This is a genomic window from Microvirga sp. KLBC 81 (genome assembly GCF_003075415.1).
Lineage (GTDB): Bacteria > Pseudomonadota > Alphaproteobacteria > Rhizobiales > Beijerinckiaceae > Microvirga.
In genome coordinates this window covers 39,334-53,610 of the sequence record NZ_QDAH01000041.1, presented here as the reverse complement: position 1 = coordinate 53,610, position 14,277 = coordinate 39,334, and the positions used below count along the sequence as shown (strand labels likewise).

Genomic DNA, 14,277 nt, shown 5'->3' with positions numbered 1-14,277 from the left:
GGAGGAACGCCGCGCCTCACCGAAGCGGGATCCCCGGCACAAGCCCGGGGATGACGGAGAACTGGATTGGACAGCCGCAGAATGTTCTCTGTTCGTTCTTGACTTCTGTCCTAAGCTCGGCTATATCGTGTCTTGTCCCGGCTCACCGAGGGGCGCGCTCGCGAGGCGTCGCAGGTTGTGGAGCCGGGGCACGGTCCTGCGGAGGAGGCTGAACGCCAGCCCACCGGCAGGAGGCCGCCCGCAGGTCCCGAGCGACCGCTGCGGTGTCCGCCTAAAGAAGCCGTGCGCGAGGAGCCGTTCGGTTCCAAGCATCATCATCACAGATCGAGCCGGACCGCTCCTCGCGCCCCCCTCGACCCATTCACCCTCGGCAGGCTCGCCAGCCGAGGCCGCTTCCGTTTGGCTCTTTGACATCGCTCGCCCGCGTCTTCCCAGGCGAGCGCAGCGAGGGAAGGGGATCATTTTCATGCGCTGCGCTCAGGATTCCCCCGATCCGATGGGCCCTGCGCTTCTCATGATCGGGATCACCGGGACAGGGCGGGTGATGGTGGGGCCCTGGGCGTGAGAACGATCCCGGGTTCCGCTGTGTAGCCCTGGGATGACTCACAGGAAAAAAGTTTCCAACTTGCGTTCCTGACCCGAAACGCCCATATAGCCATTGGGAGGTTGGCGAGGGACGTCTCGCTCGCCAACCGGGTCAGGTCCGGAAGGAAGCAGCCCTAACGAGACCGAACGGGTCTTCGTCCAGCCTCCCACCTTCGAGTTTCCCAAAGCCTTGCAGCCGATGGACGACACCACAGCCGGCACGCCCCTGAACGACGAGCCGGCCTTGCCGGGTTTCCCGGCCGCGCCCGTATCCGAGGCGCAGTCTTCGCCCTATCGCGTCCTTGCCCGCAAATACCGCCCCCGCACCTTCGACGATCTGATCGGCCAGGAGGCGATGGTCCGCACCCTTTCGAACGCCTTCGAGACCGGGCGCATTCCCCAGGCATGGATGCTCACCGGCGTCCGCGGCGTGGGCAAGACCACCACGGCCCGCATTCTCGCCCGCGGCCTCAACTACCAGAAAACCGACGGCGCCGGCGCACCCACCATCCACATGCCGGAACTCGGCGTGCACTGCCAGGCGATCATGGAATCGCGGCACGTGGACGTGCTGGAGATGGACGCCGCGTCCCATACCGGCATCGACGATGTGCGCCAGATCATCGACGGCATCCGCTATTCGCCGGTTTCGGCCCGCTACAAGGTCTATATCATCGACGAGGTCCACATGCTCTCGGAGAAGGCGTTCAACGCCTTCCTGAAGACGCTTGAGGAACCGCCACCCCACGCGAAGTTCATCTTCGCCACCACCGAAATCCGCAAAGTCCCCGTCACGATCCTGTCGCGCTGCCAGCGCTTCGACCTGCGCCGCATCGAGGCGGACAAGCTCGTGGCGCATCTCGCCCGCATCTGCGCGGCCGAGGGCGTGCAGGCGGAGCAGGAGGCGCTTGCAGCCATCGCCCGTGCGGCGGAAGGCTCGGCCCGCGACGCGCTCTCGCTGCTCGATCAGGCGATTGCCCATGGCGCGGGCGCGGTGACGCCCGACACGGTGCGCGACATGCTGGGATTGGCCGATCGCACGCAGGTCATCGATCTCTTCGAGGCCGTGATGCGCGGCGATGTGCCGGCCGCTTTTGCCGGTCTTCGCTCGCAGTACGATGCCGGTGCCGATCCGGCGGTGATCCTCTCCGATCTCGCCGCGTTCTCGCATGTGGTCACGCGCCTGAAGCTGATCCCCGAAGCCGCGAGAGATCCGGCTCTTTCGGAGATCGAGCGCACGCGCGGTCTCGATTATGCGCAGAAGCTCTCGGTGCGCACGCTCTCGCGCGCTTGGCAGATGCTTTTGAAGGGCATTCCCGAAGTGCAATCCTCCAACCGTCCGATCTCGGCGGCCGAGATGGTGCTCGTGCGCTTGGCTTACGCCGCCGATCTGCCGACGCCGGATGAAGCCTTGCGCGCGCTGAAGGACGGCGCGCCGCTGCCGTCCGGCGGTCCTGCGCCTGCACCGTCAAGGCCATCGGGTGGTCCGTCCACTTCCGGCAGCATGGCACTTGCGACGTCGCAGCCTCAGCCGCAGCCTCGCCCTCAACCGGCACCTGCCGAGCCGACGATGCGGTTGCGCCGCTTCGAGGACGTGGTGGCGCTCGCGGGCGAGAAGCGCGAGATCGTGCTGAAGGCCGCATTGGAGCGAGACGTGCGCCTCGTGCGGTTCGAGGAAGGCCACATCGAACTCAGCCTCGCCGAGTCCGGTAACCGCACCATCGCCAACGATCTGGCGCGCGCGCTTCAGCAATGGACCGGGCAGCGCTGGATGGTCTCGCTTTCATCCGAGGAAGGTGCGCCCACATTGCGCGATCAGGCGATCGCTGCGGATCGCGAGCGCAAGGAAGGCGCGGCCAGTCATCCTCTCGTGCAGGCGGTTCTGTCCAAGTTCCCTGGTGCGCAGATCGTCAACGTGATCGAGCGCGCGGAGAAGGTGGGCGAAGACACTGAGACTGAGATGAGCGAAGCCGAGGTGCTGGCGGCGCATGAGGCGGACGCCGACGACGAAATGTTCTAATCGAGGAGCGCGGTCATGAAGGACATCATGGGACTGATGAAGCAGGCTCAGGCAATGCAGCAGAAGCTGCAGGATGCCCAGGCCGAGCTGGACAACCTCGAAGTCGAGGGCAGCGCCGGCGGCGGTGTTGTCACCGTGAAGATCTCAGGAAAAGGTAACCTCAAGGCGATCAGCATCGATCCGTCGCTCATGAACCCGGACGAGAAGGAGATCCTCGAAGATCTCATCGTCGCCGCCATGAACGACGCGCGCGGTAAAGCCGATCGTGCGGCGCAGGAGCGCATGGAAAGCCTGACCAAGGGCCTGCCCCTGCCGCCCGGCCTGAAGCTGTTCTGAGGCATCGATGGCCCAGCACGTTGCCGGTCCCGAGATCGAGCGTCTGATCCAGCTTCTCGCGCGTCTCCCGGGCCTCGGCCCGCGCTCGGCGCGTCGCGCTGCGCTTCATCTCATCAAGAAGCGGGACACGCTGCTCAATCCGTTGAGCGATGCCATGCGCATCGCCAACGAACGGATCGTCGTGTGCTCGTCCTGCGGCAACGTGGATACGTCCGATCCCTGCACCGTCTGCCGCGATCCCAAGCGCGATCCATCGATCCTTGTCGTGGTAGAGGATGTGTCCGATCTCTGGGCGCTCGAGCGCTCCGGTGCGATCAACGCGAGATATCATGTGCTCGGCGGCGTGCTCTCGCCGCTCGATGGCGTTCGCCCCGAACACCTGAACCTCGATCGCCTCATCGCCCGCGCCTCCGAGCCCGGCGTGACGGAAGTGATCCTCGCGCTCAACGCCACGGTCGATGGACAGACCACCGCGCATTACATCACCGAGTTGCTCGGGCACCTGCCGGTAAAAGTGACGAAGCTCGCCCATGGCGTGCCGGTCGGCGGTGAGTTGGATTACCTCGATGAAGGAACGCTCTCCGCCGCCATTCGTCAGCGCACGTCGTTCTGACCTGCATCGATGATCTCAGGCCGGTACTCGATATAGAAACCCACCACGCAGCACCAGCACCGCAACAGCGAACAGGAACGCCGTGGCGTAGAGAACGCTCCGAATGTCACGCACTGGTACCATGACAGGAGATGGCTCGGTTCCGGTATCGCGTTCGGAAGGTCGGGCAGTGAAAACGCTCTGCTAGCGCATCGTCCGGACCCGAAGGGCCGCGCCAGCGAAAAGTGGACCCAGTTTTCCGCATCAACGATGCGCTCATTAATGGGAGAAAGCATCGGATTGGCCCCAAAAGTGGCGTCCACTTTTGGGTCCGATGCTTTAGGCTGTTGTTCTCTTGTGCAGGTGACAGGGGCCGATCTCGTTGCTAAGCAAGGCTCGAACAACCCTTTTGCTCCGAGTGAACCCATGTCCATGACCGACCTCGCCCGTACCATCGACGCTGCCTGGGAAGACCGCGCCAATGTCAGCCCCTCCACCACGGGCGCCGTGCGCGATGCCGTGGAGCAGGCCATGGAACTGCTCGATTCCGGCAAGGCCCGCGTGGCGGAAAAGGCCGAGGGCGGCGAATGGCAGGTGCATCAATGGCTGAAGAAGGCCGTGCTCCTGTCCTTCCGCCTCAACGACATGGAAATCATTAAGGGCGGCCCGGACGAGGCGACCTGGTGGGACAAGGTTCCCTCCAAGTTCAACGGCTGGGGCGAGAACCGTTTCAAGGCTGCAGGTTTCCGCGCGGTGCCGAACTGCACTGTGAGGCGCGGTGCCTATATTGCGCCTGGCGTGGTGCTGATGCCTTCCTTCGTCAATCTCGGTGCCTATGTGGGCGAGGGCACCATGGTGGATACCTGGGCGACCGTCGGCTCCTGCGCACAGATCGGCAAGAACGTGCATCTTTCCGGCGGCGTCGGCATCGGTGGTGTGCTCGAGCCGCTTCAGGCCAACCCCACCATCATAGAGGACAACTGCTTCATCGGCGCCCGCTCCGAGGTGGTGGAAGGCGTAATCGTGGGTGAAGGCTCGGTGCTCTCCATGGGCGTGTTCCTCTCCGCCTCCACCAAGATCATCGACCGCAACACGGGCGAAGTCTTTGTTGGTCGTGTGCCGCCCTATTCCGTGGTCGTTCCTGGGTCTCTTCCTGGCAAGTCTCTGCCGGACGGCACCCCCGGCCCCTCGCTCTATTGCGCCGTCATCGTCAAGCGCGTCGACGCGCAGACCCGCGCCAAGACGGGCATCAACGAGTTGCTGCGGGATTGATTAATGGACACCTCGCCTCTCTCCCTCGCTCAATCGCTCCTTCGCTGCCCGTCGGTGACACCGGAGGAAGGCGGTGCGCTCTCTTTCATCGAGCGCGTGCTGAAGGAGGCGGGGTTTGAGGTGCATCGCCCGGTCTTCTCCGAGCCGGGCACGCCGGACGTGGAGAACCTCTACGCTCGCTACGGCATGGGCGAGCCTTACCTGCTCTTCGCTGGTCATACGGACGTGGTGCCGCCGGGCGAGGTCAGCCGCTGGCGGCATGATCCGTTCAGCGCCGAGATCGAGGATGGCGAGCTTTACGGGCGCGGCGCGGTCGACATGAAGGGCGGCATCGCGTGCATGATGGCGGCGGCGCTCGGCTTCATCCGCGACAATCCGGATTTCGGCGGCTCCATCGGCTTTCTCATCACGGGCGACGAAGAGGGACCCGCCATCAACGGCACGGTCAAGCTCCTCGAATGGGCGAAGGGGCGAGGCGAGCGGTTCGATCATTGTATCCTTGGCGAGCCGACCAATCCCAACCAGCTCGGGGACATGATCAAGATCGGGCGGCGTGGTTCGCTCACCGGCAAGATCGTGGTGGAGGGCAAGCAGGGGCACGTCGCCTATCCTCACCTCGCGGACAATCCGATCCCCGGCATGCTGCGCCTGCTGGAGGGGCTCCTGCGCGAGCCGCTCGATCATGGCACGGATCATTTCGATGCTTCGAACCTCGAGGTGACGACGGTGGATGTGGGCAATCCCGCCTCCAACGTGATCCCTGCCGAGGCGAGAGCCACCTTCAACATTCGCTTCAATGATCTCTGGACGCCCGAGAGCCTGGAAGCAGAAATCTCCAGCCGCCTGAGCGAAGCGGCCGGTAACAGTGTTCGATACAGGCTGCACATGGCGCCGACGAATGCCATTGCCTTCCTCACGCCACCGAACGAGTTCGTGGGCTTCATCGCCGATGCGATCGAAACGGAGACGGGTTTCCGCCCGAAACTCTCCACCACGGGCGGGACATCGGATGCGCGTTTCATCGTGAAGGAGTGCCCGGTGGTCGAGTTCGGCCTCGTCGGACAGACCATGCATCAGGTCGACGAGCGCGTAGCAGTGGAGGATCTCAACCGGCTCGCTGCGATCTATCGCAAAGTGTTGAACGCCTATTTCGCGCCTAATCCCTAGGGATAAGCGCGGCTTTATTGTACTAAAGTCGGAGTTCTGCCGGAACGTTTTGCGACTCCAGCCGGTTTCCCGTGAGCATCCCAATCCATGTGAGGCTGCTCATGATCGTCACGGCAGATGAGGTCAACCGCTCGTTCAGGGGAACGCTCGACCTGCTCCACAGCAGGGCCGAGGGACTGAAATCCTTCGACATGAGCGAGCGAGGATTCTGGCGCTCGTTTACCGCGATCTGGCTGACGCTCCCCGCTTACGTCGTCTCATTGGCATTTGAGCGCCTGCGCCTCGGCCTCCTGCAGCCAGACCGCTCCCTGCTCGACAATGTCTGGATCGATCTCGTGGTGGCGCTCGGCCATGTGGCGAGCTTCATGGTGCTGCCCCTCGCCATGATCTGGATCGCTCGCCGCTTCAACCTGACGAAGGCCTATGTGCCTTTCGTCATCGTGACGAACTGGATCACGGCCATGGGCCTGCTCGTGCTGTCGGTGCCCGCCATGCTCCTGCTGCTCGGATGGGCCACGCCGGCGCTCGCTAGCGTCTTCAGCCTTGCCTTCGCGGTGATTATCGTGCGGATGCAATGGTTTGCCACCAAGGCGACACTGGGGCTGTCGAACCTTCCGGCGATTGGCATCGTGCTGCTCGGGATCGTGCTCAACTCCTGCGTGGGCAGCATCACCCGCAGCCTGCTCGGTTAAACCGGATAATCGACGCCGATCAGATAAAGTCCTGTCGGAGGTGCCATGGGACCGCAGCGGCTGCGGTCTCGCGCTTCGAGCGCCGCGCGCACATCGTCCACCGGCCAGCGTCCGGCTCCGGCACGCTCCAGCGTTCCGGTCATCGAGCGCACCTGATGGTGCAGGAACGAGCGGGCGGAGGCGTAAATCCGGATCTCGTCGCCGATGCGCTCCACATCCAGCCGGTCGAGAGTGCGGATCGGGCTGTTTGCCTGGCACTCCGCGGCACGGAAAGTTGTGAAATCATGCCGCCCAATGAGCATCTGGGCTGCTTCGTGCATGACGGCTGCATCGAGATGCCAGGCCACATGCCAGACGCGGGAGGCGTCGAGTGTCGGCGGAGCGCGGCGATTGAGAATGCGGTAGACGTAATGCCGCTTGATCGCCGAGAGGCGTGCGTTGAAGGTCTCAGGGACCATCTGCGCCGAGATGATTGCCACGGGCGCGGGCCTCAAATGAGCGTTGGTGGCGTCCCTCACCGTATCGGGCCGCCATTCCCTCGTTAGATCCACATGCACGACCTGATGGGTCGCATGAACACCGGAATCCGTGCGCCCGGCGCAATGGATGCGGACCGTCTCACCGGCGAAGCGCGCAATCGCATCCTCCACCGCCTGCTGGACGGAGAGTCCATTCGTCTGATGCTGCCAGCCTGTGAATGGCGTGCCGTCGTATTCCACGACGAGCTTGTAGCGGGGCATGTCACTTCAATTCTGCAAAGGCCCGGGCGTAGGACACCGGGCCATGGGCCTCTTTTCCCTTCTCGGAAAGAGCAAGGGCCTGGAGATAAGGCCCGTCATAAGGGGTTTTCAATGGCCTTGCCAGTTGGGGCGTGAACCCGAAACGGCTGTAATAATTCGGATCGCCGAGAACGACGGCCAAGTCATATCCAGCGGCCGTGAGCCTCTCAAGGCCTTTCCGGACGAGGGTCGAACCGATGCCCTGTTGCTGAAACTCGGGCGTAACCGCCAGCGGTGCCAGCACGCAGCCTTTGACGGAAGGTGTTTCATGAAGAGCCAAGTGCGAGAAGGCGATGTGGCCGACAGGCTTATCCGCATACGCCATAAGGGAGAGGATGAGATCGCCGTCATGATGCAGGCGGCGGACGAGGTCGGCTTCGATCAGCTGTCCAAAGGCAGCCTCGTAGACGGCATTAACCGCGGACCAATCGGCGGCTTCCTCTACGCGGATACCCATGGACGAACCTCATAAGAAGCGGGCGCTCGGACTGATTCTCACGCCACGAAGGAACTCATCGAAGGCAACGGGGCCCTTGCCGGCGCGCTGAACCTGAATCAGGCGAACAGCCCCATCGCTACAAGATACCGTACCCTCGCTGTCGAGAAGTGTCCCTACGTCACCCGAGCCTTTCCCCAACGCAGCTTTCAGAACTTTCACCCGCTCCTCACCCTTACCGAAATCAGCGGTGAAGAAGGCACCGGGGAAGGGGGACAGACCGCGGATATGGTCATGTACGGCCTGTGCAGGCCTGGACCAGTCGATCCTGGCTTCCTCGTTCTTGATCTTGTGGGCGTAAGTGACGCCCTCTTCCGGCTGTGGTGTAAAACTCAAGCCGCCGCGGGAGAGGGCCGCGAGTGCGCGGACCATCAGGTCGGCACCCAGCACCATCAGTCTGTCGTGGAGCTCGCCTGCATTCATGTCGGGAGCGATCGCCACCTTCTCGACCATGGCGACAGGCCCGGTATCGAGCCCTTCCTCCATCTTCATCACGGCAACGCCCGTTTCCTTATCGCCCGCCATGATGGCGCGCTGGATCGGCGCTGCGCCGCGCCAGCGGGGAAGAAGGGAGGCGTGGAGATTGAGGCAGCCGAGTTCCGGCACCTCCAGAATGGTCTTCGGCAGGATCATGCCATAGGCCACCACGACCGCCACATCGGCATCGAGGCTGCGAAACGCTTCAGCAGCCTCTTCGCTGCGCAGGGTCTTGGGCGTGAAGACGGGAAGGCCGAACCGGTCTGCCATCTTGTGGACAGGAGAGGGCTTCAGTTCCATGCCTCGCCCGGCGGCAGCCGGCTCGCGGGTATAGACGGCGACGACCTCGTGACCCTGGCCGACGATCTCCGCAAGCGTGGGCACCGCGAAGTCCGGCGTGCCCATGAAGACGACGCGCAGACTCATGCTCCGGCCTCGCGCCTTGCAGCCTTCTTGAACTTGGTCATGACCCGGTCCCGCTTGAGCTTGGACAGATAGTCGATGAACAGAACGCCGTTCAGATGGTCGATCTCATGCTGCACGCAAGTGGCGAGGAGGCCATCTGCCTCCTGCTCGACTGTCTCGCCATTGAGGTTCATGTAGCGGAAGCGCACCCGGTCAGGCCGCTCGACCTCCTCGTAGTATTCGGGGATCGACAGGCAGCCCTCCTCGTAGACCCGCTTTTCCTCCGAGGCCCAGGTGATCTCCGGGTTGATCAGCACCATCGGCTGGCGCTCGTCCTCGGATTTCGACACGTCCATAGTCACCATGCGCAGGGGCACACCGATCTGGATCGCGGCAAGGCCCACGCCGGGGGCGTCGTACATGGTTTCCAGCATGTCGTCTGCCAGCTGGCGGATCTCTTGCGTGATTTCCTTAATGGGCTCGGAAACCAGGCGGAGCTTGGGATCGGGGATGATAACGAGGGCTCTGATGGTCATGATCGCGGGAGATAAGGGCTTATAGAAGGATGGTCAAATCGTTCGTGATATGTTCGGATGCCGCCGTCAACGGGAAGGGTGGCCATGAACGATATTGTCCTGATCCTCGGCAATCACGCCCTGACCTGGGGGCATATCGTCATCGGAATGGCGGCTTTGAGCCTGCTGCTCCTCACCCTCGTGACAGTGCTGCTCCTGAAGACGCGCCGGGAGAAGGCTCTGGAAGCAGCGCTTGCGGAGGAGCGCGCTCGTGAAATGGACGACAAGGTGGCCGAGCTCACGCGCATCCAGGCGGAGATGACGGGGCGCATGCAGACCATGGCCGAGGTTTTCGGCTCCCGCCAGAGCGACTTCATACGCATGATCTCGGAGCGGATTGACGGGCTCCAACATCGGGTAGGGCAGGGATTGGAGGCTTCGACGCGCCATCAGAGCGAGAACCTGTCGAAGCTCAACGAGCGGCTCGCCGTGATCGATGCGGCTCAGCAGAACCTCAGCAGCCTCACCGGCGAGCTTGTCGGGCTGAAGGACATCCTCGCCAACAAGCAAAGCCGAGGCGCTTATGGCCAAGGGCGCATGGAGGCGATCATTCGCGATGGGCTGCCCCCAAATGCTTTCGAGTTCCAAGCAACCCTCTCCAATAGAACGCGGCCCGATTGCCTCGTGCGTCTGCCGGGCGATACGCGCGGTCTCGTCATTGATGCCAAATTTCCACTGGAAGGCTTCACTTCCTTCCGTGCGGCAAGAGGGGAAGAGGCGCGTGCCCGTGCCGCCGCGAAGGTGCGCAGCGACATGCTCGTGCACGTGAAGGACATTGCGGAAAAATATCTCATTCCCGGTGAGACGCAGGATATCGCCATGCTCTTCGTGCCGGCAGAGTCGATCTATGCGGATCTCGCCGAGCATTTCGACGATGTGGTGCAGAAGGCGCACCGCTCTCGCATCGTCATCGTTTCGCCATCACTTCTCACGCTCGCCATTCAGGTGATGCAGGCCCTCGTGCGCGATGCGCGCATCCGCGAGGAAGCGCGTGTGATCCAGATCGAGGTGCAAAAACTTCTCGAAGATGTGAGCCGTCTCGACAGCCGCGTGGCCAAGCTCGATGCTCACTTCCGGCAGGCGCAGGACGATGTAGTGCAAATCCGCGTCTCGACGGAAAAGATCGTCAAGCGTGGCGAGAGGATCGAGACGCTCGAATTCGAGGATGGGGATGCTCAAGCTCGCGCCGAGATGTTGAGGCTTCAAGGACGCGACCTGCGTATCGTCGAATAGACCGGAACCGCCTTTCCATCGCGACGTTCTCCCAACTCTAGCCGAGGCGCCACGCGAATGCGGGCGCTTGCATGTTGGACGACGTCACACATCGGGAAGGATTAAGCGCTATGGGTCTCTTGTCGAAGGACATCAAGTCGCTGGACGATCTCTTCGTTCACACCCTGCAGGACATCTACTACGCCGAACAGCAGATCACGAAGGCGCTGCCGCAGATGATCGAGCAGGTTTCCGATCCGCAACTGAAACAGGCATTTCAGACGCATTTGGGCGAAACCCAGCAGCAGATTCAGATGGTCGAACAGGTCTTCCGCATGCACGGCCATGATCCGAAAGGCGTGACCTGCCCGGCCATCGACGGCATCATCGACGAAGCGCAGGAGATCGCCGGCGACATCGATGATCCGCAGGTTCTCGATGCCGCTTTGCTTGCCGCCGCTCAAGCCGTGGAGCACTATGAAATCACCCGCTACGGCACGCTCGTGGCCTGGGCCAAGCAGCTTGGCCGTCAGGACTGCGCAGGCGTCCTGCATCAGATCCTGGATCAGGAAAAAGCGACGGATCAGAAGCTCAATCGCATTGCCGAGAGCAAGATCAATACGCAGGCTGCATGAGTTTTCTGACGGAAAGCGGAATGGCCTCCTTCGGGAGGCCATTCTCATTTGGAGACGTTTACTTCACCGGCAGTGCGTATTGACGCAGAAAATCCGCGAGATCGTTGGTGATGTAGTCGATCTCCGGCGTTTTCACCGCCTCCTGCTCGAAGCTCTCCCGGAAGGGATCAATCGTCTTCGGAACGATCAATGTCGTCGTCATGCCGAGCTCATGCGGCACGGTGAGATTCTTGGCGATATCCTCGAACATGGCCGAGCGCGAAGGCTCGACCCCGTGCTTATCGAGAAAGCGCTCATACGCACGCCTTTCGGGCTTGGGCACGAAGTTCGATGCGGCGATGTCGAACACGTCCTCGAAATGATCGAGGATGCCGATCTTCTTCGCCACGTTCTCCGCGTGCTTGCGCGAGCCATTGGTCAGAATGAGCTTGCGGCCCGGCAGTTTCTCGATCGCCTCGCCGAGGCTGGCATTCAGCTCGATATCCGTGTGGTCGATATCATGCGCGAAATCGAGGAAGTCGTGCGGGTCGATGTCGTATTCGTTGATCAGAGCCCGCAGGGTCGTGCCGTGCTTATGATAGAAATATTTCTGCAGTGCTCGGGACGACATGCCGTCCAACCCGAAGAGCTCCGCAATATAGAGGGTGATGCGCTCGTCGATCTGCGGCCAGACCCGCGAGGTGTGCGGATAGAGCGTATTGTCGAGGTCGAAGACCCAGGTGTCCACGTGCGAGAAGGCGCGGGAATCGGGAGACGACAGGTGGTTTTCGACCGGCGGTTTAGCGTTCATGGATCCCAAAGACGGCAATGGGGCCGTGCGGCCCCACTGCTTTCAATATAGGGATGTTGGGAGTGCCCGAAAAGGGGGCAGCTCAGCCACGCCGGATCAGCGTGCCTGCGCCGTGATCGGTGAAGAGCTCCAGCAGCACCGCATGCGGCACCTTCCCGTCCAGGATGACAACGGCCTCCACGCCCCGCTCCAGGGCGTAGATGCAGGTCTCGATCTTCGGGATCATGCCATCGGTGATGGTGCCGTCGGCGATGAGGCGGCGGCAATCCTCGATGGTCATCTCCGGGATCAGGTTCTTGTTCTTGTCCAGAACGCCCGGGACGTCCGTGAGGAGGAGCAGGCGCTTGGCGGTCATGGCACCGGCGATGGCACCTGCAAAGGTATCGGCATTGACGTTGTAGGTCTGACCGTCCTGGCCGATGGCCACGGGGGCGAGAACCGGGATGAGTTCGGCGCTCAGAACCTGGTCCAGAACCTCGCGGTTCACCTTTTCCGGCTCGCCGACAAAGCCGAGATCCACCACCTTCTCGATGTTGGAATCGGGATCGACAGCGGTGCGGGTCGCCTTGCGGGCGACCACCATGTTGCCGTCCTTGCCCGAAAGGCCGACAGCCTTGCCGCCCTCGGTGCCGATCCAGCCCACGATCTGCTTGTTGATGGAGCCCGCGAGGACCATCTCGACCACTTCGACCGTTGCCTGGTCAGTCACCCGCAGGCCGCCCTTGAACTCGGATTTGATGCCGAGCTTGTCGAGCATCTTGCCGATCTGCGGCCCGCCGCCATGAACGACGATGGGCTTGATGCCGGATTGTTCGAGGAGCACCACGTCCTCGGCGAAATCCTCGGCCGCCGCACGGTCACCCATGGCATGGCCGCCGTACTTGATCACCACGACCTGCTGGTCATAGCGCTGCATGTGCGGCAGGGCCTGGACAAGCACCTCGGCCTGCACATGGACGTCGGGGAGCTGTTTGGAATCGGACATAGGCGGCTCCAGCGGGTGGAAAGAGGACGAAACGGCCTGCCTTCTAGAGCATCGGACCCAAAAGTGGAATGCACTTTTGGGATCCATCCGATGCTCATTTCTTGAGTGGCGCATCGTTCTTTGCGGAAAACCGGGACCACTTTTCGCTGGCGCGGCCCTTCGGGTCCGCACGATGCGCTGAAGCGCAGCCTCATGCAAACAAGGGCTTCAGCCTCGCAGGCGAAGAAGAGCGGAAGCCGCCACCAGAACCCAGCCGAGCATCAACAGGACGCCGCCCGTGGGGGCGGCTCTGGGGAAGAGGGCGATCCCAGCGAAAGCACGACGAGCGAGGTCGCCACAGAAGAGGGCAAGGCCCAGGACCAGGATATAGCCGGCGACCTGAGCCAGGGTCGGGTGAACGGCCCCCGCCGAGATCAGGGCCGCCAGGGCGAGAAGACCGGGGGCATGGAAGAGGAGGAACTGGGCCGCCGTCGTGAGATTGCCGCCCGTCATGTGCGCCGCCGCTGCGGAAAGGCCTACGCCCAGGGCGCCGGAGAGGCCGGCCAGAGAGATGAGGAGGCGAGTCGCCAAGGTCACAGAGCGCCTCTCTCACTGAGCAGCCGTGCAATCCCGGCGCGCAGCTCGGGGATGCCGAAGCCGGTTCGGCTTGATGTCGGCAAAACCTCAGGGTAGGCGGCCGCACGTTTCGAGATCTTCTCCGCGGTGTCGGCGATTCGCTTCTCGAGTTCGCCTTTCTTCAGCTCATCCGCCTTCGTCAGCACGATCTGGTATGAGACGGCGGCAGTGCCGAGCGTTTCCAGAACCCCTTCGTCGACCGGCTTGATGCCATGGCGGGCGTCGATCAGCACATAGACGCGGGCGAGGCTGGCGCGGCCACGCAGGTAATCGTGGATCAGCTGCGTCCAGGCATGGACCTTCTCCTTGTCCACGGCCGCATAGCCATAGCCGGGCATGTCCACGAGGTGGAGGCGGTCATTGATGTTGAAGAAATTAAGCTGCTGCGTGCGCCCCGGCGTGTGCGAGGTGCGCGCGAGCGTATTGCGCCCGGTGAGCGCATTCACGAGGCTCGACTTGCCCACGTTGGAGCGTCCGGCGAAGGCGATCTCGACCTTGCTTTGGGGCGGCAGGCTCTTCAGGGAATTCGCAGCCCAGATGAAATCGGCCTCGCCCGCAAAGAGCTTGCGGCCAATTTCGACAAAGGGGTCGGTGTCAGGTACCGTATCAGTCATGGGATCTCTTATCGGCGCTCGGAGGATATT

General features: G+C 62.6%; 16 protein-coding genes and 1 other RNA gene. 9 read left to right on the top strand and 8 right to left on the bottom strand.

The genetic code is table 11. The annotated features are described in order from the left end of the window. Positions 1 to 659: 659 nt before the first annotated feature. The 7 genes from ffs to DC522_RS21400 all read left to right on the top strand — a co-directional run bounded on the left by ffs (position 660) and on the right by DC522_RS21400 (position 6,664). An RNA gene (gene ffs / locus DC522_RS21430) (signal recognition particle sRNA small type) lies at positions 660 to 758 on the top strand. A 26-nt stretch (positions 759 to 784) separates the two neighbouring features. Beyond that, on the top strand, positions 785 to 2,605 hold the full coding sequence (locus DC522_RS21425) for a DNA polymerase III subunit gamma/tau (RefSeq protein WP_116530663.1): 1,821 nt from the start codon (positions 785 to 787) through the stop codon (positions 2,603 to 2,605). A gap of 15 nt (positions 2,606 to 2,620) precedes the next feature. Further along, positions 2,621 to 2,941 carry a YbaB/EbfC family nucleoid-associated protein gene (locus DC522_RS21420; protein WP_116530659.1) on the top strand — a complete coding sequence of 107 codons (321 nt, stop codon included), beginning with the start codon at positions 2,621 to 2,623 and terminating at the stop codon, positions 2,939 to 2,941. A 7-nt stretch (positions 2,942 to 2,948) separates the two neighbouring features. Next, positions 2,949 to 3,554, top strand: coding sequence for a recombination mediator RecR (recR, locus tag DC522_RS21415; RefSeq protein WP_116530658.1), 606 nt, complete (start codon positions 2,949 to 2,951; stop codon positions 3,552 to 3,554). Between the two features lie 405 nt (positions 3,555 to 3,959). Further along, positions 3,960 to 4,805 (top strand): 2,3,4,5-tetrahydropyridine-2,6-dicarboxylate N-succinyltransferase, encoded by an 846-nt coding sequence (gene dapD, locus DC522_RS21410; RefSeq protein WP_116530657.1) that lies wholly within the window; start codon positions 3,960 to 3,962, stop codon positions 4,803 to 4,805. Positions 4,806 to 4,808: 3 nt separating this feature from the next. Beyond that, positions 4,809 to 5,972, top strand: a complete 1,164-nt coding sequence (gene dapE, locus DC522_RS21405; RefSeq protein WP_116530656.1) for a succinyl-diaminopimelate desuccinylase — start codon at positions 4,809 to 4,811, stop codon at positions 5,970 to 5,972. Between the two features lie 101 nt (positions 5,973 to 6,073). Continuing rightward, positions 6,074 to 6,664 (top strand): hypothetical protein, encoded by a 591-nt coding sequence (locus DC522_RS21400; RefSeq protein ID WP_116530655.1) that lies wholly within the window; start codon positions 6,074 to 6,076, stop codon positions 6,662 to 6,664. Here the strand turns inward: DC522_RS21400 and truA are convergent. The 4 genes from truA to def are packed head-to-tail and all read right to left on the bottom strand — an operon-like array spanning position 6,661 to position 9,357. After that, positions 6,661 to 7,404, bottom strand: coding sequence for a tRNA pseudouridine(38-40) synthase TruA (truA, locus tag DC522_RS21395; RefSeq protein WP_116530654.1), 744 nt, complete (start codon positions 7,402 to 7,404; stop codon positions 6,661 to 6,663). The genes DC522_RS21400 and truA overlap by 4 nt on opposite strands. A 1-nt stretch (position 7,405) precedes the next feature. Then, the gene (locus tag DC522_RS21390) at positions 7,406 to 7,900 is read right to left on the bottom strand and encodes a GNAT family N-acetyltransferase (RefSeq protein WP_116530653.1); all 495 of its coding nucleotides are present in this window, start codon (positions 7,898 to 7,900) and stop codon (positions 7,406 to 7,408) included. Between the two features lie 9 nt (positions 7,901 to 7,909). Further along, positions 7,910 to 8,842, bottom strand: a complete 933-nt coding sequence (gene fmt, locus DC522_RS21385) for a methionyl-tRNA formyltransferase (RefSeq protein WP_116530652.1) — start codon at positions 8,840 to 8,842, stop codon at positions 7,910 to 7,912. Then, positions 8,839 to 9,357: a peptide deformylase gene (gene def, locus DC522_RS21380; protein WP_116530651.1), complete on the bottom strand. Its 519-nt coding sequence runs from the start codon at positions 9,355 to 9,357 to the stop codon at positions 8,839 to 8,841. The genes fmt and def overlap by 4 nt, the downstream gene beginning before the upstream one ends. Before the next feature lie 84 nt (positions 9,358 to 9,441). On the opposite strand from def, the gene DC522_RS21375 reads away from it, so the two are divergent. Together DC522_RS21375 and DC522_RS21370 are read left to right on the top strand one after the other, a co-directional pair. Continuing rightward, a complete protein-coding gene (locus DC522_RS21375; protein ID WP_116530650.1) occupies positions 9,442 to 10,629 on the top strand; it encodes a DNA recombination protein RmuC in 1,188 nt (395 codons plus the stop codon). A 110-nt stretch (positions 10,630 to 10,739) separates the two neighbouring features. After that, entirely contained in the window at positions 10,740 to 11,243 is a 504-nt protein-coding gene (locus tag DC522_RS21370; RefSeq protein ID WP_116530649.1) for a ferritin-like domain-containing protein, read from the top strand. A gap of 58 nt (positions 11,244 to 11,301) precedes the next feature. On the opposite strand, the gene DC522_RS21365 is transcribed toward DC522_RS21370, so the two are convergent. The 4 genes from DC522_RS21365 to yihA all read right to left on the bottom strand — a co-directional run bounded on the left by DC522_RS21365 (position 11,302) and on the right by yihA (position 14,247). Beyond that, the gene (locus DC522_RS21365) at positions 11,302 to 12,033 is read right to left on the bottom strand and encodes a pyrimidine 5'-nucleotidase (protein WP_116530662.1); all 732 of its coding nucleotides are present in this window, start codon (positions 12,031 to 12,033) and stop codon (positions 11,302 to 11,304) included. Between the two features lie 82 nt (positions 12,034 to 12,115). Beyond that, positions 12,116 to 13,018, bottom strand: coding sequence for an acetylglutamate kinase (argB, locus tag DC522_RS21360; protein ID WP_116530648.1), 903 nt, complete (start codon positions 13,016 to 13,018; stop codon positions 12,116 to 12,118). A 207-nt stretch (positions 13,019 to 13,225) separates the two neighbouring features. After that, positions 13,226 to 13,594, bottom strand: a complete 369-nt coding sequence (locus tag DC522_RS21355; protein WP_116530647.1) for a DUF423 domain-containing protein — start codon at positions 13,592 to 13,594, stop codon at positions 13,226 to 13,228. Then, the gene (gene yihA / locus DC522_RS21350; protein WP_116530646.1) at positions 13,591 to 14,247 is read right to left on the bottom strand and encodes a ribosome biogenesis GTP-binding protein YihA/YsxC; all 657 of its coding nucleotides are present in this window, start codon (positions 14,245 to 14,247) and stop codon (positions 13,591 to 13,593) included. Before yihA ends, DC522_RS21355 begins: the two co-directional genes overlap by 4 nt. Positions 14,248 to 14,277: the final 30 nt, after the last annotated feature.